This window comes from Sinomonas flava, assembly GCF_039531875.1.
GTDB lineage: Bacteria > Actinomycetota > Actinomycetes > Actinomycetales > Micrococcaceae > Sinomonas > Sinomonas flava.
On the sequence record NZ_BAAAQW010000003.1, the window covers coordinates 706,146 to 726,309 of the forward strand.

The 20,164-nt window shown below is 71.4% G+C and carries 17 protein-coding genes; 6 read left to right on the forward strand and 11 right to left on the reverse strand.

The window, feature by feature from the left end:
- Both ABD298_RS05930 and ABD298_RS05935 read right to left on the reverse strand, forming a co-directional pair.
- A partial coding sequence (locus tag ABD298_RS05930) for an FAD-binding oxidoreductase (RefSeq protein WP_344298719.1) occupies window positions 1-1,413 on the reverse strand: 1,413 nt, incomplete at its 3' end.
- A gap of 191 nt (window positions 1,414-1,604) precedes the next feature.
- Window positions 1,605-2,690, reverse strand: a complete 1,086-nt coding sequence (locus ABD298_RS05935; RefSeq protein WP_344298720.1) for an inositol-3-phosphate synthase — start codon at window positions 2,688-2,690, stop codon at window positions 1,605-1,607.
- 113 nt (window positions 2,691-2,803) lie between these two features.
- Here ABD298_RS05935 and ABD298_RS05940 point away from each other — a divergent pair, with 113 nt between their 5' ends.
- On the forward strand, window positions 2,804-3,115 hold the full coding sequence (locus ABD298_RS05940) for a PLD nuclease N-terminal domain-containing protein (RefSeq protein ID WP_344298721.1): 312 nt from the start codon (window positions 2,804-2,806) through the stop codon (window positions 3,113-3,115).
- A 60-nt stretch (window positions 3,116-3,175) separates the two neighbouring features.
- Here ABD298_RS05940 and ABD298_RS05945 read toward each other — a convergent pair whose 3' ends face one another.
- Window positions 3,176-4,186 carry an aldo/keto reductase gene (locus ABD298_RS05945; protein WP_344298722.1) on the reverse strand — a complete coding sequence of 337 codons (1,011 nt, stop codon included), beginning with the start codon at window positions 4,184-4,186 and terminating at the stop codon, window positions 3,176-3,178.
- A gap of 36 nt (window positions 4,187-4,222) precedes the next feature.
- On the reverse strand, window positions 4,223-5,119 hold the full coding sequence (locus ABD298_RS05950; protein ID WP_344298723.1) for a diacylglycerol/lipid kinase family protein: 897 nt from the start codon (window positions 5,117-5,119) through the stop codon (window positions 4,223-4,225).
- 177 nt (window positions 5,120-5,296) lie between these two features.
- Here ABD298_RS05950 and ABD298_RS05955 point away from each other — a divergent pair, with 177 nt between their 5' ends.
- A complete protein-coding gene (locus ABD298_RS05955) occupies window positions 5,297-5,560 on the forward strand; it encodes a GlsB/YeaQ/YmgE family stress response membrane protein (protein ID WP_208709711.1) in 264 nt (87 codons plus the stop codon).
- A 211-nt stretch (window positions 5,561-5,771) separates the two neighbouring features.
- Window positions 5,772-6,281 carry an Hsp20/alpha crystallin family protein gene (locus ABD298_RS05960; RefSeq protein ID WP_344298724.1) on the forward strand — a complete coding sequence of 170 codons (510 nt, stop codon included), beginning with the start codon at window positions 5,772-5,774 and terminating at the stop codon, window positions 6,279-6,281.
- Window positions 6,282-6,360: 79 nt separating this feature from the next.
- Here ABD298_RS05960 and treZ read toward each other — a convergent pair whose 3' ends face one another.
- The 4 genes from treZ to ABD298_RS05980 form a co-directional block, all read right to left on the reverse strand.
- Window positions 6,361-8,397 (reverse strand): malto-oligosyltrehalose trehalohydrolase, encoded by a 2,037-nt coding sequence (treZ, locus tag ABD298_RS05965; RefSeq protein WP_344298725.1) that lies wholly within the window; start codon window positions 8,395-8,397, stop codon window positions 6,361-6,363.
- A complete protein-coding gene (locus tag ABD298_RS05970; protein ID WP_344298726.1) occupies window positions 8,390-10,942 on the reverse strand; it encodes a malto-oligosyltrehalose synthase in 2,553 nt (850 codons plus the stop codon). Before ABD298_RS05970 ends, treZ begins: the two co-directional genes overlap by 8 nt.
- 27 nt (window positions 10,943-10,969) lie before the next feature.
- Window positions 10,970-13,180 (reverse strand): glycogen debranching protein GlgX, encoded by a 2,211-nt coding sequence (glgX, locus tag ABD298_RS05975; RefSeq protein ID WP_344298727.1) that lies wholly within the window; start codon window positions 13,178-13,180, stop codon window positions 10,970-10,972.
- 71 nt (window positions 13,181-13,251) lie between these two features.
- On the reverse strand, window positions 13,252-13,494 hold the full coding sequence (locus ABD298_RS05980) for a hypothetical protein (RefSeq protein ID WP_344298728.1): 243 nt from the start codon (window positions 13,492-13,494) through the stop codon (window positions 13,252-13,254).
- A gap of 154 nt (window positions 13,495-13,648) precedes the next feature.
- On the opposite strand from ABD298_RS05980, the gene ABD298_RS05985 reads away from it, so the two are divergent.
- Window positions 13,649-14,155, forward strand: coding sequence for a MarR family winged helix-turn-helix transcriptional regulator (locus ABD298_RS05985; protein WP_344298729.1), 507 nt, complete (start codon window positions 13,649-13,651; stop codon window positions 14,153-14,155).
- Window positions 14,156-14,190: 35 nt separating this feature from the next.
- Here ABD298_RS05985 and glgX (ABD298_RS05990) read toward each other — a convergent pair whose 3' ends face one another.
- Window positions 14,191-16,341, reverse strand: a complete 2,151-nt coding sequence (gene glgX, locus ABD298_RS05990; protein WP_344298730.1) for a glycogen debranching protein GlgX — start codon at window positions 16,339-16,341, stop codon at window positions 14,191-14,193.
- Between the two features lie 128 nt (window positions 16,342-16,469).
- On the opposite strand from glgX (ABD298_RS05990), the gene ABD298_RS05995 reads away from it, so the two are divergent.
- Window positions 16,470-17,195 carry a hypothetical protein gene (locus ABD298_RS05995; RefSeq protein ID WP_344298731.1) on the forward strand — a complete coding sequence of 242 codons (726 nt, stop codon included), beginning with the start codon at window positions 16,470-16,472 and terminating at the stop codon, window positions 17,193-17,195.
- A 111-nt stretch (window positions 17,196-17,306) separates the two neighbouring features.
- Window positions 17,307-17,660: a hypothetical protein gene (locus ABD298_RS06000; RefSeq protein ID WP_344298732.1), complete on the forward strand. Its 354-nt coding sequence runs from the start codon at window positions 17,307-17,309 to the stop codon at window positions 17,658-17,660.
- 5 nt (window positions 17,661-17,665) lie between these two features.
- Here ABD298_RS06000 and ABD298_RS06005 read toward each other — a convergent pair whose 3' ends face one another.
- Together ABD298_RS06005 and ABD298_RS06010 are read right to left on the reverse strand one after the other, a co-directional pair.
- Entirely contained in the window at window positions 17,666-18,382 is a 717-nt protein-coding gene (locus tag ABD298_RS06005) for a CGNR zinc finger domain-containing protein (protein ID WP_344298733.1), read from the reverse strand.
- Between the two features lie 171 nt (window positions 18,383-18,553).
- Entirely contained in the window at window positions 18,554-20,077 is a 1,524-nt protein-coding gene (locus tag ABD298_RS06010; protein ID WP_344298734.1) for an FG-GAP repeat domain-containing protein, read from the reverse strand.
- Between the last annotated feature and the right edge of the window lie 87 nt (window positions 20,078-20,164).

The window sequence follows — 20,164 nt, forward strand, 5'->3', positions numbered from 1 at the left end:
CGCCGCTTCGGTCGACGCCGGCTCCGCGCCTTCGCTCGCGTGCGCGGGCTTGATGTTCTGGTTGATGTGGAAGAAGTTGTCCGGGTCGTAGACGGACTTGACCTGCGCCAGCCGGGCGAAGCTGGGGCCGTAGTTCGTCTCGATGCGCGCCTGGTCGTCGGCGTCCTGGAAGTTGATGTACCCGGCGGGCTCGGTGAACTCGTGCAGGGCGCTCCAGTAGCGGCGCACCCAGTCGATGTTGGCCTCATTGTCCGCCGGGTCCTCCCACGCCCCCGCGATGACGGGCGCGAAGTTCACGTCCCGGTAGGGGAACGCGGTGGCGCCGGCCGGCACGCGCTGCACCGCCCCGTCGATCGGGTAGAAGTGGTTGGCGGTGGAGAGGCTCGGAACCGTCGATCCGAACTGCTGGGCCACGCGCAGGATGTCGTCGCTGAGCTCGCGCGCGAAGTCCGCCTTCCAGTAGCCCTGCATGCCCGGCGGGTTGGCGGCGTCGAACGCGGCGTTGAGGAACGGGTACGGCATCGGGGCCACGAGGGACCCGACCGTCGGCGCTGCCTTGAGCACAGGGGCCCACCGCGACTCCCCCTCGGCGAGGTCCCCGGTCCACATCCCCACGATCAGCGCCACGTGCCGGCCGTGCCACTCCTCGGGGATGAACGGGACCGGCGGCGCCTGGTGGTAGGCGAAGAACGCGCCGAACTCCTCGGGCTGGGACGCGATCCAGTCGCGGTAGAACTCCCCGACGGCGATGCCCTCGGCGGCGGGGAACGCGACGATGCCCACGTGGACGGTGTCGACATCATGCAGCGCGAACTCGAACGAGGTCACCACGCCGAAGTTGCCGCCACCGCCGCGCAGGGCCCAGAACAGGTCCGGCTCGGATTCCGCGCTGGCCCGGACGAACCGGCCGTCGGCGAGGACCACGTCCGCGGAGAGGAGGTTGTCGCAGGCGAGCCCGTGCTTGCGTGCCAGGTAGCCGATCCCGCCGCCGAGTGTGAGCCCGGCGACGCCGGTGGTGCTGAGGATGCCGCCGGTGCTCGCGAGCCCGAAGGCGTGCGTGGCGTGGTTGTAGTCGCCCCACGTCGCCCCGGCCTCTGCCCGGGCACGCTTCTCCTGCGGGTCGACCCAGACGCCGCGGCGTACGGAGAAGTCGAGGACGAGTCCGTCGTCGACCGTTCCGAAGCCGGGTGCGCTGTGGCCGCCGCCCCGGATGGCGAGGTCGAGCCCTGCGTCGCGCGCGAACCGCACCGCGGTGATCACGTCGGCAGTCTGCGCGACGCGCAGGACCGCGGCGGGATGTTTGTCGACCATCCCGTTGAACACGTGCCGGGCGGCCTCGTAGCCCTCGTCATCGGGCTCGATCACGGCGCCGCGGACGCTCTCGCGGAGCGCGTTGAAGGCTGGGGTGGACATGTCCCCTCCTGAGGGGGTTCCATCCGAGACCAAGCCATGGCCGACCGCGCCTCCCGCGCCCCGCCGGTCGGCCCCTGACACCAACGGTCTACGCCTGCTGCGGCGAGGACACAAGGGGTCGTCAGAAGAGCGCACGACGGCGGGTGCGCCGCCGCCGCGGGCCGGGCACCCGCCGTCGTGCGCGGGGGGCGTCAGCGCTCGAGCTCGCCCCGGATGAAGGCCTCGACGTCGGCGCGCGCCGCGTCGTCGTTCTTCTGCACGGGCGGGGACTTCATGAAGTACGCGCTCGGGGACGTGAGCGGCCCGCCGATCCCGCGGTCGAGGCCGATCTTGGCCGCGCGGACGGCGTCGATGATGACGCCCGCGGAGTTGGGCGAGTCCCAGACCTCGAGCTTGTACTCGAGCGAGACAGGCGCGTCGCCGAAGTTGCGGCCCTCGAGGCGCACGAACGCCCACTTGCGGTCGTCGAGCCACTGGACGTAGTCCGAGGGGCCGATGTGCACGTCGCGGGCGGCGAGCTCGGCCTCGACATTGGAGGTCACGGCCTGGGTCTTGGAGACCTTCTTCGACTCGAGGCGGTCGCGCTCGAGCATGTTCTTGAAGTCCATGTTGCCGCCGACGTTGAGCTGGTACGTGCGGTCCACCGTCACGCCGCGGTCCTCGAACAGCTTCGCGAGGACGCGGTGGGTGATCGTCGCGCCGATCTGGCTCTTGATGTCGTCGCCCACGATCGGCACCCCGGCCGCGCGGAACTTCTCGGCCCACTCCGGCGTGCCGGCGATGAACACGGGCAGCGCGTTGACGAACGCGACGTGCGCGTCGATCGCGCACTGTGCGTAGAACTTCGCGGCCTGCTCGGAGCCGACCGGCAGGTAGCAGACCATGACGTCCACGCGGGCCTCGCGCAGCGCCGCGACGACGTCGACCGGCTCCTCGGCGGACTCCTCGATGGTCTCGCGGTAGTAGCGGCCCAGTCCGTCGAGGGTGTGGCCGCGCTGGACGGTCACGCCCGTGGGGGGCACGTCCGCGATCTTGATCGTGTTGTTCTCGCTCGAGACGATAGCGTCGGCCAGGTCGAAGCCGACCTTCTTGCCGTCCACGTCGAACGCGGCGACGAACTCGAGGTCGCCCACGTGGTAGTCGCCGAACTCGACGTGCATGAGGCCGGGGACGGTGCCCGCCGGGTCGGCGTCCCGGTAGTAGTGCACGCCCTGCACGAGGGAGGCGGCGCAGTTCCCCACGCCCACGATGGCAACACGGATCTTCTTCTCTGACACGTCACTCCTTGCGTTCACTGGGCCCAGCGGCGCTGCTGCGACGCCAGAGCACAGCCATCCTAACGGCGCGGCGCCCTTCCCCAGCCCGTGTGTCACCTGCCTACACTGGCCGCATGGCACGCAAGAAGAAGTGGAGTGAGCTTTCCGGCGGACAGCGCTTCGGGGTGGTGGTCGGCGCGGTCATCCAGATCGCGCTCCAGGCCGCAGCCCTGCGGGACCTCAAGAAGCGCCCGGCGGACCAGGTCAACGGGCCCAAGGTCGCGTGGGTTCTCGGGTCGTTTGTGAACACCCTCGGCCCGATCGCCTACTTCCTGTTCGGCCGGAAGTACGGCACCTCCGCCGCCTCGCGAGGCACCGGGGACAGCGCGTCCTCGGCCGGGCTCAAGACGTCCATGGGCGTCAACATCGGCAAGCGCATCGGCTGACCCCCTTCCCTCTGGGGGTCACCTCCGGGGGGTCACCTCCTGGGGGTCACCTCCGGGAGGTCAGGCCGCCAGGATCGCGTCGATGCGGTCCAGCTCCTCGGTGCTGAACGAGAGGGTGCGCAGGGCGCCGAGGCTGTCCTCGAGCTGCCGGACCGACGACGCCCCGATGAGCGCCGACGTGACCGGCGGCGCGCCGTTGGGCCGCGGGCGCAGGACCCACGAGATGGCCATCTGCGCGAGCGTCTGCCCGCGCTCGGCCGCGAGGTCGTTGAGCTTCCGGGCGGTGCCGAGGCTCTCCTCAGTCTGGGCCGTCGTCAGGAAGTGCTCCTGCGAGGCGCGGGATCCCTCGGGGATGCCCGCGAAGTAGCGGTCGGTGAGCCGGCCCTGCGCGAGCGGGCTGTAGACGATGGATCCGGCGCCGGCCTGGTCGAGGGCCTGGTACAGGTCGGGGCTCCCCTGCTCGGTCCAGCGGTCCAGCATCGAGTAGCGCGGCTGGTGGATGAGCAGGGGCGTGCCGAGGTCCTTCAGGATCGCCGCGGCCTCGAGCGTTTTCTCCGGCGAGTAGGAGGAGATGCCGGCGTACAAGGCGCGCCCCGAGCGCACGGCGTAGTCCAGGGCGCCCATCGTCTCCTCGAGGGGCGTCTCCGGGTCGAAGCGGTGGCTGTAGAAGATGTCCACGTACTCCAGGCCCATCCGGGCGAGCGACGCGTCGAGGCTCGAGATGAGGTACTTCCGCGAGCCCCACTCGCCGTAGGGCCCGTCCCACATGAGGTAGCCGGCCTTGGTCGAGATGACGAGCTCGTCCCGATACGGCCGGAAGTCCTCGCGGAGGTGCCGGCCGAAGTTCCGCTCAGCGCTTCCCGGGGGCGGGCCGTAGTTGTTGGCGAGGTCGAAGTGGGTCACGCCGAGGTCGAAGGCCCGTCGGAGGATGTCGCGCTGCACCTCGAAGGGCTTGTCGTCCCCGAAGTTGTGCCAGAGGCCCAGGGAGATGGCCGGGAGCTTGAGGCCGCTGCGGCCCACGCGCCGGTACTGCATTGAGGGGTAGCGGTCAGCCGCTGCGGTGTACGTCACAGTCCACGATCCTAGCCGCAGCGTCCGGCGGGCGTCCTAGGCCGGAATCCGCACCGTGAGCGCCCGGGGGTCCACCCGCACGGCGAGCGTCCTCCCAGTGCCCAGGTGGTCGCCGTCGATCTGGATGTCGTGGGGACGGGACGCGGCGACGTGGATGGTCTTGCCGGTGTAGTGCCCGAGGTCCGGGGGCGTGTGGCGCCGCCAGCGGGACAGGAGCGAGCTGGCCACCCGGAACCAGCCGACCACTCCGCTCGGCGCGACGGCGAGGACGTCGAGGATTCCGTCGTCCACGGTGGCGCCGGGGAAGACCTCGACGTCGCCCTGGATCTTCCCGCAGTTGCCGATCATGACGCCGCGCTGGCGACGCTGGAGCTCGAGCTTGCCGTCGACGTAGACCTTGATGAGGTACGAGTCCCCGACGATCGTCTGCGCCGCCGCGACGATGTAGGCGAACCAGCCCGCCTTGGCCTTCAGGTCGTCGTTCGTGTTCGCCATGATGGTCGCGTCGAGGCCCATCCCGGCCATCACTGCGAAGGCGAGCTCGTCGCCGTCGTCCACCTTCGCCCAGGCCACGTCCACGTCCCGGGTGGCCGTCCCGAAGGCGGCGTCGAGCGCCGTGCCGGGGTCGTCCACGGGGATCCCGAGGTTGCGGCAGAGCAGGTTGCCGGTCCCCAGAGGCACGACGGCGAGCGGGACACCGCTTCCGGCGAGCTCGCCGGCCGCCGCACGCACCGTCCCGTCCCCGCCGCCCACGACGACGAGCCCCGCCCCGCGCTCGAGGGCCTCCCGCGCCATGCCCCCGCCCGGGTCCTCGACCGTCGTCTCGAGGACGAGCGGCTCGTAGCCCTCGGCCTCGCACCGGCCGCGGAAGTCCGCGGTGAGCGGCTCCGCCCCGGCCTTGCTCGGGTTCACGATGAGTGCGCAGCGTTCCACGCGGTCTTCCCCTCCCGGTCGGCGCCAATGACCGCTACGTTACCGAACCGAAGCCGAGTAAAGATGTGGTGAAGGCGCGCTCTCGGGTCGTGACGGCGTGCGGCATCGGTGTTAGTACTGAGGAAGCTTGGGCACCATGCAAGCACCGGACATGATCGCACCACACAAGGAGTTGACATGAGCTTCATCGGTTTCCTCATCCTCGGCCTCATCGCCGGCGCTATCGCCAAGGCCATCCTGCCGGGCAAGCAGGGCGGCGGCTGGCTTGCCACCCTCCTCCTCGGAGTCGTCGGCGCACTGCTCGGCGGCTGGATCGGCGGCATGATCTTCAAGCAGGACCTCATGAACTCCTTCTGGAGCCTGAGCGCCTGGATCACCGCGATCATCGGATCCCTCGTGGTCCTGCTCATCTGGGGCCTCGTCACGAGGCGCCGCGCCTAGTCCCCCATCCCGTGGAGAGGGGCCGCACCCGCTGGGTGCGGTCCCTCTTCGCGTGCCCAGCGCTTTCCCCGCCCTATCCGGAAAATCCCCCGAAAAGGTCTTGGCACTCGCTGGGTGAGAGTGCTAAATAAGTGTGTGTCGGGAGCGTGCCCGACACCGAAGACAAGGAGAGACAACACGCCCGTTGGGGCAGACCTGAGGAGTGATTCCCATGGCTGACTTCGACCCGATCCGCGAGCTCGACCGCTTCGCCACGGCCCTGCTCGGGCAGCGCAGCGGCATGAGGCTCATGCCGATCGACCTCTTCCGCGAGGGCGACCACTACATCGTCCACGCCGACCTGCCCGGGATCGACCCGGGGTCCGTCGACATCGACGTCGACGGCCAGCTCCTCACGATCCGCGCGGAACGGACGGTCCGCGGGCGCGAGGGCGTGGCCTGGATTGCGCGGGAACGCGAGGGCGGCACTTTTTTGCGCCAGCTGACCCTCGGCCAGGGCATCGACACGGAGAACATCACCGCGAACTACAGCAACGGCGTCCTCGCGGTGACCATCCCCGTCTCCGAACGAGCCCGACCGCGCCGTATCCCCGTCGCGACCGACCAGGGCGGCGACATGAAGGTGATGGGCCACCGGAGTGGCGACGCCGCCCCGCAGGACCTCGGCGAGCGCCAAGGGGACCAGGGCGCGGCCGGCGGACAGAAGTCCGTCTCGGCCTGATCCGGACCCGCAGGACGTGACCTTCAGGAGCTGACCTTCAGGAAGTGACCTTCAGGAGGTGACCTCCAGGAGGTGACCCCTAGACGGAAGGAGGGAGGGCGAGCACGACGGCGGCGAGGCCAGCCAGGCGGACGGCTGCGCCGCCGTCGTGCGTCGCCTCGACGGAGCAGTCCTCGCTGGTCGCGACGGCAATCTGCGCCTGCGCGCCTGCGGGCAGCGGGATCTCGACGGGCCCCGGCCCGAAGCCGATGCACACCATGGCGCCCGGCCGCCGCCACGCGACCCACCGGGCCCCACCGTCCACGTCGCCTGCGCCGGCCTCTCCCCGTCCGGAGGTCACCTCGGTCTCGTCGAGCCGCCCCTGCCACAGCCCGGGCAGCTCCGCGCGCACTGCAATGAGCCTGCGGTAGAGGTCCAGCATGCGCGCCCCCTCGGGGGCCTCGGCCTCGGCCCAGTCCAGGACGGACCGCTCCCGCGTGGCAGGGTCCTGGGGGTCCGGCACGAGCGCCGGGTCCCAGCCCATGCGCGCGAACTCCTCGATGCGGCCCTTGCGGGTGGCCTCGGCGAGCTCTGGCTCGGGGTGGGAGGTGAAGAACTGCCACGGGGTCGTGGCCCCGTACTCCTCCCCCATGAACAGCATGGGCGTGAACGGCGAGGCGAGCGTCAGCACGGCCGCCACGGCGAGCCCGTCGCGGGACAGGGTCGCGCTGGGGCGGTCGCCGGTGGCGCGGTTGCCCACCTGGTCATGGTTCTGGCTGCAGACCACGAGCTGCGCGGCGTCCACGAGCGAGGGGTCGACGGGGCGCCCGTGCACCCTGCCGCGGAAGCTGGAGTACGACCCGTCGTGGTAGAACCCGCCCCGCAGCACCTTCGGCAGCGCGTCGGGGTCGGCGAAGTCCTCGTAGTAGCCGGACGTCTCCCCGGTCAGGGCGACATGCAGGGCGTGGTGGTAGTCGTCGCTCCACTGGGCGCCGAGCCCGTAGCCGGCGGGCCGGGGCTCGAGCAGGCGCGGGTTGTTCATGTCGGACTCGGCGATGAGCACCTTGCGGCGCCCGGTCCGCGCCTCGATGTCCTCGGCCAGCAGCTGCAGCTCCTCGAGCAGCGTCAGGGCGCGCCGGTCCACGAACGCGTGGACCGCGTCGAGCCTGAGCGCGTCCACCCGGTAGTCCTCGAGCCACATGCGGGCGTTGCCCAGGATGAAGGCACGCACCTCGTCGGAGGCGGCGGAGTCGAGGTTCACCGCGTCCCCCCACCCGGTCGCCGCGCCCGGGACGAGGTAGGGCCCGTACTGGGGCAGGTAGTTCCCGCTCGGGCCGAGGTGGTTGTACACGACGTCCTGCACGACGGCGATCCCCGCCGCGTGCGCCGCGTCGACGAACCGCTGGTAGGCAGCTGGGCCCCCGTAGCCCTCGTGGACGGTGTACCAGAGGACCCCGTCGTAGCCCCAGTTGTAGGGGCCGTTGAACCCGTTCACCGGCAGGAGCTCCACGAAGCCGACCCCGAGCTCGGCCAGGTACGGCAGCCGGGCGGCCGCGGCGTCGAGCGTGCCCTCGGGGGTGAAGGTGCCGACGTGCAGCTCGTACACGACCGAGCCGGCGAGCTCGCGCCCGGCCCAGCCCTCGTCGGCCCACTCGTGCGCGTGGGGGTCGAAGCCCGCCGAGAGGGCGTGGACGCCCTCGGGCTGGCGCCGGGAGCGGGGGTCGGGGAAGGGTCCGGCCCCGTCGACGATGTAGCCGTAGCGCTCCCCCGCCGCCAGAGCCCGGGCCACCCGGTCCCGGTCCGCGGCGGGCGGGGCCCACCAGCCGGAGCCGGGGCCGCCCGTCGGGTCGGACTCCTTGGCCGGGCCGGTCGGGACGGGCTCGAGCTCGATCCGCTCGTCGCCGAGCACGAGCTCGAGGTCTTCCGGGGCCGGGGCCCAGACGCTGCCAAGCGGGGGTTTCGACTCCGCTGCGCTCCGCTCAACCACCGTGGACTCCGCTGCGCTCCGCTCAACCACCGTGGACTCCCCTGCGCTCCGCTCAACCACCGTCGACTCCGCTGCGCTCCGCTCAACCACCGTGGACTCCGCTGCGCTCCGCTCAACCACCGTGGACTCCCCTGCGCCCCGCTCAGTCATGGTGGGCCTCCTCCGGGACGAGCAGCGCGACCGGGAGGGCGCGCAGGATGTCTGCGACCGGCACCTCGCCGGCCTCGAAGAGCTCGCCGGTGAACGCGCAGCGCGCATCTCGGGCGAGCCGCACCGTCGTCGTGCCCCAGCCGCCCGCAGCGGCGAGCCCGGCCGGCAGGCGCGTGGTGAGGGCGACGACGCCGCGCTCCCCCCGCCGGAAGCCGAACAGGTGCGCTGCGGCGGGGCCGGACGCCTCGACGGGCGCGTAGCCCGAGAAGAGCTCCGGCCGGTCGCGGCGCAGCCGCAGGGTCCGGGACACGACGAGGAGCTTGGCCTCCTCGGCGAGGGGCGAGATCACGGGCGCGCCGGCGTCGAGCGCGGCGAGGGCCTCGGCGCGGGCGGCGAAGTCGACCTCGCGGCGGTTGTCCGGGTCGCACAGGGACCGGTCCCAGAACTCGGTGCCCTGGTAGACGTCCGCGACGCCGGGCATGGCGAGCTGGACGAGCTTGGCGGAGAGGCCGTTGGAGGCGCCGAACAGCGCGATCCGGTCCGCGAACTCCGCGAGGAGGGTGTGCGCCTCGCCGGGCTCGGTGGCGGCGTCGACGAGCGCGCGCAGGCCGTCTTCGAACTCCTGGTTCGGGTCGGTCCAGAGCGTGTGCACCCCGGCCTCGCGCGCGGCCTTCTCCGCGTACTGCAGGAGCCGCTCGCGGTCCGCCGGCCACGCGCCGAGGACCGCCTGCCACAGCAGGTTCGCGAGGGGGCCGTCCACGGCGGCGGCATCCGGGGTCGCCGCGATGAGCCGCGGCAGCAGTGCGGCCCACTCGTCGGCGAGCTCGGCGAGGACCGTGATGCGGGCGCGGGTGTCCTCGCTGCGCTTCGTGTCGTGGGTCGTGAGGGTCGTCATGGAGTGCGGCTGGCGGCGCTCGCGCTCGGCGGCGGCCGCGTGGAACTCCGCTGGCGGGAGCGCGAACCGGGTCGGGTCGCCGCCCACCTCGGTGAGCGTGCCGAGGCGCGAGTAGCGGTAGAACGCGGTGTCCTCGACGGCCTTGGCCATGATCATGCCGGTGGTCTGCTGGAAGCGCCGGGACAGTTCCTCGCCCGGGTCGGCGAGCCGCGGGGCGAGCCCCTCGACCGTCGCGGCGAGGTCGGGGCGCACGACGGCGGCCTGCTCGCACGCGCGCGCCAGCACGGCGGCGTCGTGCTCGCCTGCGTCCCCGGCGCCGGTGCGCCCGGGGGCCAAGTACGTCCGGTAGACGGGGAACTGGGCGGCGATCTCGGCGAGCGCGTCGGCGAGCGTGTCGATGCCGAGGGGTTTCGACTCCGCTTCGCTGCGCTCAACCACCGTCGCCGTGTCGATGCCGAGGGGTTTCGACTCCGCTTCGCTGCGCTCAACCACCGTCGCCGTGTCGAGGCCGAGGGGTTTCGACTCCGCTTCGCTGCGCTCAACCACCGTCGCCGTGTCGAGGCCGAGGGGTTTCGACTCCGCTTCGCTGCGCTCAACCGCTGCGGCCGGGACCGCGGCCAGCCGCGCGAGCCGGCGGATCTCGGCGTTGAGGAGGCCGTCCGCCATCCACCGCTTGGTGCCATGGATCATGGCGGCGTAGTCGGCGGCCTCGCCGCGGAGCTTGGTGTCGAGGTCTGTCAGCGGCGCCTCCCCCGCCGGGTCCACGAAGACCCGGTCGATGAGGCCCAGGGCGTCGTAGCCGGTGGTGCCCTCGCACTCGAAGTCCTCGGGCAGCTCCTCACCGTCCTCGAGGATCTTCTCCACGAGCGTGTACGCGCCGCCCGAGAGCTCCCGCAGGCGGACGAGGTACTCGGCGGGGTCGAAGAGCCCATCCGGGTGGTCGATCCGCAGCCCGTCGACGAGCCCCTCCTCGATCCACCGCCTCACCTCGGCGTGGCTCTGCTCGAACACCCACGGCACCTCGACCCGCACCCCGGCGAGGCTGTTCACGGCGAAGAAGCGCCGGTAGTTCAGCTTCGTGTCCGCCTCGCGCCACGGGATGAGCCGGTAGTGCTGCCGCTCGTGCACCTCCTGGGCGGAGTCGCCCTCGGTCCACGAGCCCGGCGCGAGCGGGTACAGGTGCTCGTAGTAGCGCAGCCTGTTGCCCTCGATCGCGAGCAGGTCGAGGTCCTCGGCGCTGCCCAGCACCGGCAGGAGCACCTTCCCGCCGCCGGCGTCCCAGTCGACGTCGAACGCGTCCGCATAGCGCGAGGAGCGCCCCTCCCTCAGGAGCGACCACCACCACGGGTTCTCCTCGGGGGACGCGACGCCGAAGTGGTTCGGCACGATGTCCACGAGGACGCCCAGGCCGGCGTGGTGCGCCGCCGCGGCGGCGGCCGCGAGGCCCTCGCGCCCGCCCCGTTCCCGGTCCACCCGGTAGGGGCCGGAGACGTCGTAGCCGTGCTCCGAGGAGCCCACGGACTCCAGCAGCGGGGACAGGTAGAGCCAGTCCACGCCGAGGGAGTGGAGGTAGGGCACCAGGTCCGCGGCGTCGTTGAGCGTGAAGCCGGGGCGGATCTGGAGGCGGTAGGTCGAGGCGGGGGTCTTCATCGCGTTCCTTCGCTGGTCGGCACGCGGCTACGTCCCGCTGGCGCTGGTCGAGGGCTGGTTCGACGTCGACGATCCGGCCTGGGCGGCGAGGGATGCCGCCACCGAGTGGTCCACTTCCTCCGCGACGGGCTCGTGCGCGCGCAGCACCGCCATGCTCTTGGCAGCCACTGTCAGCACGGCCTCGGCCTTGATCTCGGCATCGCCCGCTGACTGCCCGGAGGTGTCCAGGAGCATGTCCCATCCGGGCGCGTACTCCTGGCCGGGGAGGTGGAAGTCCACGTCCGAGTCATCGGCGTTGAAGTACATGAGGAAGTGCGCGTCGGTGATGGGGCGGCCGTAGAGGTCTTGGCCGCGGATCCCGTGGCCGTTGAGGAACACGCCGACGCTGCGGCCCAGTGCGCTGTCCCAGTCCTCCGGGACCATGGGCTCGCCGTCGGCCCGGATCCACTCGATGTCCGGCAGCGGCTGGCCCTCTCCGCGGCGCACGGGCCTGCCGTCGAAGAAGCGGCTGCGCCGGAAGGTCGGGTGTTCGGCGCGCAGCCGGGTCACGGCCGCGGTGAATTCGATGAGGGGGTTGTCCGAGCTCTTCCAGTCGAGCCAGGAGAGCTCGTTGTCCTGGCAGTAGACGTTGTTGTTGCCCTGCTGGGTGCGGCCGAGCTCGTCCCCGTGGGCGATCATCGGCACGCCCTGGGAGAGCAGGAGCGTGGCGATGAAGTTGCGCTGCTGGCGGGCGCGCAGCTCGAGCACCGCCGGGTCGTCCGTGGGGCCTTCGGCCCCGCAGTTCCAGGAGCGGTTGTGGCTCTCGCCGTCGTTGTTGTCCTCGCCGTTGGCGTCGTTGTGCTTCTCGTTGTAGGAGACGAGGTCCCGCAGGGTGAAGCCGTCGTGGGCGGTGACGAAGTTGATGGACGCCACAGGGCGGCGGCCGTTGTGCTGGTAGAGGTCCGCGGAGCCGGTCAGGCGCGAGGCGAACTCGCCGAGCGTGGCGGGCTCCCCGCGCCAGAAGTCCCGCACGGTGTCGCGGTACTTGCCGTTCCACTCGGTCCACTGCGGCGGGAAGTTGCCCACCTGGTAGCCGCCGGGGCCCACGTCCCACGGCTCGGCGATGAGCTTGACCTGGGAGATGACCGGGTCCTGCTGGATGATTTCGAAGAAGCTCGAGAGCCTGTCCACGTCGTAGAACTCGCGCGCCAGGGTCGCGGCGAGGTCGAACCGGAACCCGTCCACGTGCATCTCGGTGACCCAGTACCGCAGCGAGTCCATGATGAGCTGCAGCGAGTGCGGGTGGCGCACGTTGAGCGAGTTGCCGGTGCCCGTGTAGTCCATGTAGTACTGCTGGTCGTCCTCGACGAGCCGGTAGTACGCGGCGTTGTCGATGCCACGGAAGGACAGCGTGGGGCCCAGGTGGTTGCCCTCTGCCGTGTGGTTGTAGACGACGTCGAGGATCACCTCGATGCCCGCGCGGTGGAGGGTCCGGACCATGGCCTTGAACTCCTGCACCTGCTGGCCCGTGTCCCCGCTCGAGGAGTAGCCGGCGTGCGGGGCGAAGAAGCCGATCGTGTTGTAGCCCCAGTAGTTGTGCAGGCCCTTGTCCTGCAGCGTGCTGTCGTCCACGAACTGGTGGACGGGCATGAGCTCGATCGCGGTCACTCCGAGCTTGGTGAGGTGGTTGACCACCGCCGGATGCGCGACGCCGGCGTAGGTTCCGCGGAGCTCGTCCGGGACGTCGGGGTGGAGTTCGGTGAGGCCCTTGACGTGGGCCTCGTAGATGACCGTGCGGTGGTACGGGATGCGCAGCTGCGCGTCGCCCTGCCAGTCGAAGAACGGGTTGGTCACGACGCCGAGCATCTGGTGCTTGGCCGAGTCCTCGTCGTTGCGGCTGCGCGGGTCGCCGAAGTTGTACGAGAAGAGCGGCTGGGCCCACTCGGGCTGGCCCATGACCGCCTTCGCGTAGGGGTCCAGGAGCAGCTTCTTGGGGTTGAAGCGGGCCCCGCTGTCCGGGTCGTAGGGGCCGTGGACGCGGTAGCCGTAGAGCTGTCCGGGCTGGACCTGCGGGAGGTAGCAGTGCCACACGAACCCGTCCACCTCGGTCATGCGCACGCGCGTCTCCTTGCGCCGGGCACTGAACAGGCACAGCTCCACCGACTCTGCGCCCTCACTGAACAGGGCGAAGTTCGTGCCCGTTCCATCGAAGGTGGCGCCAAGCGGGTAGGCGGTGCCAGGCCAGATGTCCTTCTCCATGAATCAGCTCCTTGCTGTGCGGCCGCGGTTGGCCGTGTGGGCATCTTAGCGAGTGTATGTGACCGCTCTGCTCACGCGGCGGAGGCTTCCAGCACGCTGGTTTGACCGGTGAACGCGAGGGGAATCATCCCTGCGTCCATCCGCAGCCCGCAGGCGCAGCGCCACTCGAGCAGGCCTCTTCCGAGGGCGGATCCGGGCGCCACGGGTTCCGAGACGAGCCGCATCGGGGCCTGGCAGTGGAAGGGCGCTCCGCTCCCCGCGCTGATCCGGGACGGGGTCGCGAGGACATGGACGGTGGCAGCGGACTCAAGCATCATCGGATCCCATCGCTAGTTAGATTATTTAGTAGCGTGTCAAGCTACTTACTTATATCCAACTCTCGGATTGTTGTCTAACCGCACCGATCCGGGGCGCTCCGCAGCCCGCGTATGATTAGCTAGCTCTTCTAGCTATCCGAAGGGAGCCCGGATGGAGACGCCTCACACCGGGGGCTACTGGTACGAGCAGGACCCGCCGCGCGGATCTCTGCCCGTCGCGGTGCTCAACGCGCTGCGCGACTACCGGGCCTCCGAGTCCGCGATGCGGCGGCGCACCCGAGAGGCCATGTCCATGGGCGAGACGGACCTGCTGGCGCTGCGGTACCTGCTGGAGGCGCAGGCCCGCGGCGTCTCTGTGAGCCCGAAGGACCTCCGGGGGCGCCTCGGGATCACCTCGGCGTCGATGACGAGCCTCGTGGACCGCCTCGTCCGCAGCGGCCACGTGACCCGCGAGCCGCACCCGACGGACCGGCGCGCGCTCATCCTCCGGCCAACCCCCGGCTCGGACCAGGAGGTCCGCCAGACTCTGGGCAGCATGCACGAGCGCATGATCGAGGTGGCCCGGTCCCTCAGCGAGGACGAGGCCAAGACCGTCCTGGCCTTCCTGACCCGCATGCGCGAGGCCGTCGACACGATCGACCCCGCGGCCCACCCGTAGCGGCCACCCGTAGCGGCCACCCGCAGGGCCCGGCCCTACCTCCGCGCGACCTCCTCGAGGACGACGGCGCTGCGTGCCGGCACGATAAAGTCCTCGCCCGCCGCGGTGGTCTCCCCCACGAGGTGGTGTGCGCACGTGGTCAGGACCGTGGACCACTTGGACGGGAAGTCCCCGCCCGGGATCCGGTACTCGACGTCGTTGGCCGCGGCGTTGAGGATCACGAGGAAGTCCGAGTCCCCACCGGAGCCGTGCCGTCCGGTCCCGGGGACGGCGTTGCCGTTGAGGAACGCCGCGAGGGACCGGGCCCAGTCCTTGTCCCAGTCCTCGGGCCCCATGGCGGTCCCGTCGGCGTCGAGCCAGACGATGTCCGGCAGGGCGTCGCCGTCGGCCGGGTCCACGGCGCAGCCGTCGAAGAAGCGCCGGCGCCGGAAGACGGGGTGGTCGGCGCGCAGCCGCACCAGGCGCCGCGTGAAGTCGAGCAGCTCCGTGTCCGCGTGCTCCCAGTCGATCCAGGTGGTCTCGTTGTCCTGGCAGTAGGCGTTGTTGTTGCCGCCCTGGGTGCGCCCGAGCTCGTCGCCGTGGCTGATCATCGGCACGCCCTGGGCGAGCACGAGGGTCAGGAGCAGGTTGCGCTGCTGCCGCGCGCGCAGCTCGAGCACCCCCGGGTCGTCCGTGGGGCCCTCGGCGCCGCAGTTCCAGGAGCGGTTCATGCTCTCCCCGTCGCGGTTGCCCTCCCCGTTGGCCTCGTTGTGCTTGTCGTTGTAGGAGACGAGGTCCCGCAGCGTGAAGCCGTCGTGCGCCGTGACGAAGTTAATGGACGCGCTGGGCTTGCGGCCGTCGTCCTGGTAGAGGTCGGCGGAGCCGGTGACGCGCATCGCGAGCTCGCGGAGCGTGCCCGGCTCGCCGCGCCAGAAGTCGCGCACGCAGTCCCGGAACCGCCCGTTCCACTCGGTCCAGCGGGCGGGGAAGTTGCCCACCTGGTACCCGCCCGGGCCGATGTCCCACGGCTCGGCGATCAGCTTGACGCGGGAGAGGACCGGGTCCTTCGCCACGAGTTCGAAGAACGGGGAGACCATGTCCACGTCCCCCTCCTCGCGCGCCAGCACGGTCGCGAGGTCGAACCGGAACCCGTCCACGTGCATCTCCGTGACCCAATATCGCAGGGAGTCGATCACGAGCGACAGCGCCAGCGGGTTCCCCACGTTGAGGGAGTTCCCGGTGCCGGTGTAGTCGGTGTAGTGGAACTCGTCTCCCGGAACCAGGTGGTAGTACGCCGCGTTGTCGAGCCCGCGGAAGCTCAGCTGCGGCCCGAGGTGGTTCCCCTCCGCCGTGTGGTTGTAGACGACGTCGAGGATGACCTCGATGCCCGCCCGATGGTAGGCCTTGACGAGCTCCTTGAACTCGTAGATCTGCTGCCCGCGGTCCCCAAGGGACGAGTAGAAGGAGTGCGGGGCGAAGAACCCGATGGTGTTGTAGCCCCAGTAGTTCACCAGGCCCTTCTCGCGCAGGCTGCCGTCGTTGACGAACTGGTGCACGGGCATGAGCTCGAGCGCGGTCACCCCCAGCTCGGCGAGGTGACGCACGACGGCGGGGTGGGCGGCTCCCGCGTACGTCCCGCGGAGCGCTTCGGGAACCTCGGGATGGAGCTGCGTGAGCCCCTTGAGGTGGGCCTCATAGATGACGGTCTCGTTGTACGGGGTGCGGGGAGGGGCGTCGCCCTCCCAGTCGTACTCGCCGTGGTCCACGACCACGCACAGCATGCTGTGGCCCAGCGAGTCCGAGGTGTCCATGGTCGCGGGGTCGCCGAACCGGTAGGCGTGCATCTCCTGGCCCCACTCGTTGCGGCCGGAGACGGCGAGCGCGCGCGGGTCCTGGAGGATCTTGGACGGGTTGAAGCGCAGCCCGCGGGACGGCTCCCAGGGGCCGTGGACGCGGTAGCCGTAGAGCTGGCCGGGCCGCACGTCGGGAACGGTCGTCTCCCAGCGGACGTCGCCGCCGTCGCCCGTTCCGGCCCGGGTGAGGTCCACGGTCCGCTGCCGGCCGTCCGCGTCGACGAGGCAGAGCTCCACCCTCTCGGCCTCGGGGGCGGTCGCGAGGGCGAAGCGGGTCCCGCGCGCCGTAGGCTGGGCCCCCCAGAAGGAATCTGTCCCGAAAGAATCCGTTCCTGCGTATCCACCCGTCGTCATGGGTAGGACGATAATGGACGGCATCGACAGTTCAGGGTGAACAGGTCCGGGTTCAGTGATGGGCTTGGACTGTCCCGGGTCTCCGCCGGTCCACAGCGTGAGGCGTCACAGGAGGGAAAGGCTCTGACATGGCCACAGCAGTCGATTTCGATTTCGAGTTCGAGGAGGTCGACGCTCCGGCGCCCGTGCGCCTGGGTCTCTGGCTGGGCGTCGTGGGGGTGGCCGCGCTGCTGCTGGTCCTCTTCGTCCTCGCTCCGAAGATCGCCTTCGCCTCCGGGCTCGTGGTGCTGGCGGCGGTTCCGCTGGCCGTGCTGGCAGGCGACGAACGCACCCGGCGCCCCCTCGTCGTCGCAGCCGCCGTGGCGCTCATGACACTGGGCGCCTCCGCGGCCTCGCTCGCCGCGCAGGCCCAGGGGGCCTACTCGGCCCGCGTCGCCGCGGCGCACAAGGTCTCGGACCGTGCTGTGGGCGAGCTCTCCGCGAACCCCGCGCCGGTCGCGGCCTCGGTCTCCCCCGCCCGGCCGCTCCCCGCGGCGGCCGACATCAAGCCGGCCCCGCCGGAGGCGTCTCCCGCCCCCGCCGAGCCTGCCCCCGACGCCGTGGCAGCGGCGGCTGTGCAGCCGGCTGCCCCGGCGCCCGAACCGGCACCGGCACCGGCACCCGCCCCGGTCGCCGCGCCCGTCCCCGCGCCGGAGCCCGCACCTGTCGCCGTCCCGGATCCGGCGCCCCTCCCCGTCGAGCAGAGCGTCGTGCAGAACGTCGGGTGGGGGAAGCTGTCCGCCGGGGCGAAGGATAAGTTCTGCGAAGCCGCCGAGGAATCAGGCGCCCAGCCCCCGAAGGGCATCTGCCACTAGCCCTGGTGGTGATCTGCGTCACATTTCCTGTGCGCGATGAAACATAGGGACTGCGCGGGTGTAAGCGCTTACGCTTGATCGGCACGCACTCGTTCTAGCAGGAGGACGACGATGGATTTCCGTGTCCTCTCCCTCGGGGACAAGGTGGTGTTCCACGACGCCGGCCCCCAGCCCTTCAACGTCCGCGCGGTCTCGCCGGACCACAGGATCGTGATCCTGAGCCGTCCGCTTGAGGGCGGGACCTCGGCCGAGTACACGATGATCGACTGGGACAAGGAGCGCCGCGGCGTGGACGGCACGAACGGCCGCGGCTTCGTGGTCGGCTCGAGCGTCCACGGCCACCTGCACCGCTTCTTCCACGGCCACCGCCAGGACGCCGGCGCGGAGCACCTCGCGACCCAGTCGGTCATGACCTTCGGCAACTGGACCATGGTGTCCATCGCCACCGTCAACGGCCAGCCGTAGCGCGCTCAGCCTGGCCCGAGCCCACGCCCCTCCGTCGCGGTCCCGGCACGGCGTTCCCGATGCCGCCGGGTGCTCGCCCGCGAGGTGCACTTCGCGGAGCAGTAGCGCCGGCGGGCGGAGTGCGTGCGGTCCAGGAACAGCGTCCCGCATTCGAGGTCCGCGCACGTGCGCATCCGCTCACGCCGCTCCGCCGGGGCGAGCAGCATGGCCGCCGGGACGAGCACGGCGGCGAGGCAGGAGACCACGTCGACCCTCGTGGGAAGGACCCGGGGCCTGCCCTCGTCGTCGACCGCCGGGAAGAGCCCGTACTGCCGGCTCATCTCGTTGAGCATCTCCGCCCGCCGCGCGCCGTCCGGTTCCGCGAGTGCCGCGGCGAGGCCGTCGCGGAGGTCCGCCACCGGCTCCACGTCGGCCTCGACGGGCGAGGGGCAGAGCATCCCCCACTGTGCGGCGGCGGCGCCCTCGTCCTCCCTCTCGGCGTCCGCTGACTCCCCCTCCCCCGCCGCGTCCCCGGCGTCCGCGCCGTACAGCCGCTTCCGGAGGTCGGCGAGGTAGGCGTCGAGGTCGTACTCGGGCTCGATCGGGACGCCCGCGACGCCCGCAATCCGCCGCAGCTGGCGCGGGTAGTGGAGCCCCTCGGGGATGCCGGGGATGCTCGTGCTGAGCAGTGCGAAGAGCGCGGCCAGGCCGGGCTCCTGCTCGGAGTTCGAATCGGCGGTCACGGACAGCACCCTTCCTCCTGCGCGGTGACGGGTCAAACCGCGTCTGACCCGTCACCCCGAAAGTGGTGACCCGCCCCGCCACCGAGCCCCCGCCGTCGTCCGCCAGCCCCCCCGCGGCGAGCGGCCCCGTCAGAAGGGCGAGCGGCCCCGTCAGAAGGGCGAGCGGCCCCGTCAGAAGACCGCCGTCATCCCGCCCCAGCCCCAGCCGATTGTGGCCTGGCCCTTGAAGCGGGCCGCCGCGTCGTAGCGCGTCATATCGGTGCCGGCTCCCCAGTACATGGTGAGCTGGCCGGCGGAGTCGATGGCGAAGAGGTCCACGTCGCCGTCGCCGTTGAAGTCCCCGGGCGCACCGACCGTCTTCAGGTCCCACCAGCCCCAGCCGACCGTGGTCGGAGCCGCGGTGCGGAACCCCCCGTCGCCGGCCCCGAGGTAGAGCCGCAGGGGGCCCTGGCCGTTGAGGTAGTCGACGCCGAAGACGTCCGGGGCGTGGTCGCCGCTGAAGTCGTCGGCGGAGGTGATGTGGTGCAGGGCCTGCCATCCGAGGCCCACCACGGAGGGCTCGAGCCAGCCCCCGCGCCCGTTGCCCGGGTAGAGCCAGAGGGCGCCGTCGGGGTCGCGGGCGAGGAGGTCGTTGGTGCCGTCCCCGTTGAAGTCCCCCGGGGCGATGATGGCGGTGAAGCCCTGCCACCCCTGGCCGACCTGCACGGCGTTCTTCCATCCGCCGCTGCCGTTGCCCTGGTACAGGTACAGGCGCCCCTGGTCGTCGCGGCCCATCACGTCGGTGAACCCGTCGCCGTCGAAGTCCCCGGGCGCCAGGAGGAGGTTGAAGCCGCCCCAGCCCCAGCCGATGGTCTGCGGGGCGAGCCAGCCGCCGCGCCCGTCTCCGGGGTACAGGAGGAGGTCGCCGGCGGCGTTGCGTGCGAACACGTCCGCCGTGCCGTCGGCGTTGAACCCGGCGCCCCGGCGGGTGGCGGGAACGAGGACGCCCGCGGCCGCCGCGGCGGAGGAGCCGTAGGTGCTCACGGTGACGGTGACCTCGAGGCGGTGGCCGCGGTCCTCGGACGTGACCGTGTAGACGGCACCCGTGCCACCGGGGATCGCGGTGCCGTCGCGCGTCCACGCGTAGGCGTACGTGAGCGGCAGCGGCGGCGTCGTCGCGGGCACTGCGGTGGGGGCAGGCTGGGGGTTCCCGGGGAACTCGGGCCAGAGCTTGGATCCGGCGTCGGGCTGGCCGATCACCGCCATCCGCGGGACGGTGATCCTGGTGGCCAGGGGCCCGACCTGGGCGGAGGCGCCGTGCTCGGTGCCGGTGTCGGTGACCTCGTCGGCGGTGACGCTGAGGAGCCTGCCGGAGTCGTTCTTCGGGTCGCGCCAGTAGCAGCGGTTGTCGAGGTCCGCGATGGACGCCCCGTCGAGGGACCACGTGTAGTGTGCGCGCCCGGCGGTGGTCCAGGGCACCACCGCGCACAGGTACGTGTCCGCGGTCGTGTCGCCGGTGACGGTGATGACGGACGCGGGCGCCGAGGCGCTCGGCGTCGGGGTTGGTGTGGGAGTGGGCGTCGTCGTCGCCGCGGCCGGTCCGGCGGGGAGCACGAGGCTCGCGCCCACCACGGCGGCGAGTACGACGGCGGCCGCCCGCCTGAGCCTCGCGGCTGCGGCTGAGGCGGATGCAGCTGGGCGCGGTACAAGGTTCATGCGAAGCCCCCCACTAGGCAGCCGGCGGAGACTGCTCTCCGACCGGGACGTCCCTGTCGCGCCGACCGTATCCCACCGCGGGCCTCG

Bases quoted from the DNA above. Each gene is read 5' to 3' on its own strand.
- ABD298_RS05955 (WP_208709711.1), top strand. From the start codon at position 5,297: ATGAGCTTCATCGGTTTCCTCATCCTCGGCCTCATCGCCGGCGCTATC.
- ABD298_RS06010 (WP_344298734.1), bottom strand. From the start codon at position 20,077: ATGAACCTTGTACCGCGCCCAGCTGCATCCGCCTCAGCCGCAGCCGCG.
- treZ (WP_344298725.1), bottom strand. From the start codon at position 8,397: ATGACTGAGCGGGGCGCAGGGGAGTCCACGGTGGTTGAGCGGAGCGCA.
- ABD298_RS05995 (WP_344298731.1), top strand. From the start codon at position 16,470: ATGGCCACAGCAGTCGATTTCGATTTCGAGTTCGAGGAGGTCGACGCT.
- glgX (WP_344298730.1), bottom strand. From the start codon at position 16,341: ATGACGACGGGTGGATACGCAGGAACGGATTCTTTCGGGACAGATTCC.
- ABD298_RS06000 (WP_344298732.1), top strand. From the start codon at position 17,307: ATGGATTTCCGTGTCCTCTCCCTCGGGGACAAGGTGGTGTTCCACGAC.
- ABD298_RS05985 (WP_344298729.1), top strand. From the start codon at position 13,649: ATGGAGACGCCTCACACCGGGGGCTACTGGTACGAGCAGGACCCGCCG.
- glgX (WP_344298727.1), bottom strand. From the start codon at position 13,180: ATGGAGAAGGACATCTGGCCTGGCACCGCCTACCCGCTTGGCGCCACC.
- ABD298_RS05980 (WP_344298728.1), bottom strand. From the start codon at position 13,494: ATGCTTGAGTCCGCTGCCACCGTCCATGTCCTCGCGACCCCGTCCCGG.
- ABD298_RS05940 (WP_344298721.1), top strand. From the start codon at position 2,804: ATGGCACGCAAGAAGAAGTGGAGTGAGCTTTCCGGCGGACAGCGCTTC.
- ABD298_RS05970 (WP_344298726.1), bottom strand. From the start codon at position 10,942: ATGAAGACCCCCGCCTCGACCTACCGCCTCCAGATCCGCCCCGGCTTC.
- ABD298_RS05960 (WP_344298724.1), top strand. From the start codon at position 5,772: ATGGCTGACTTCGACCCGATCCGCGAGCTCGACCGCTTCGCCACGGCC.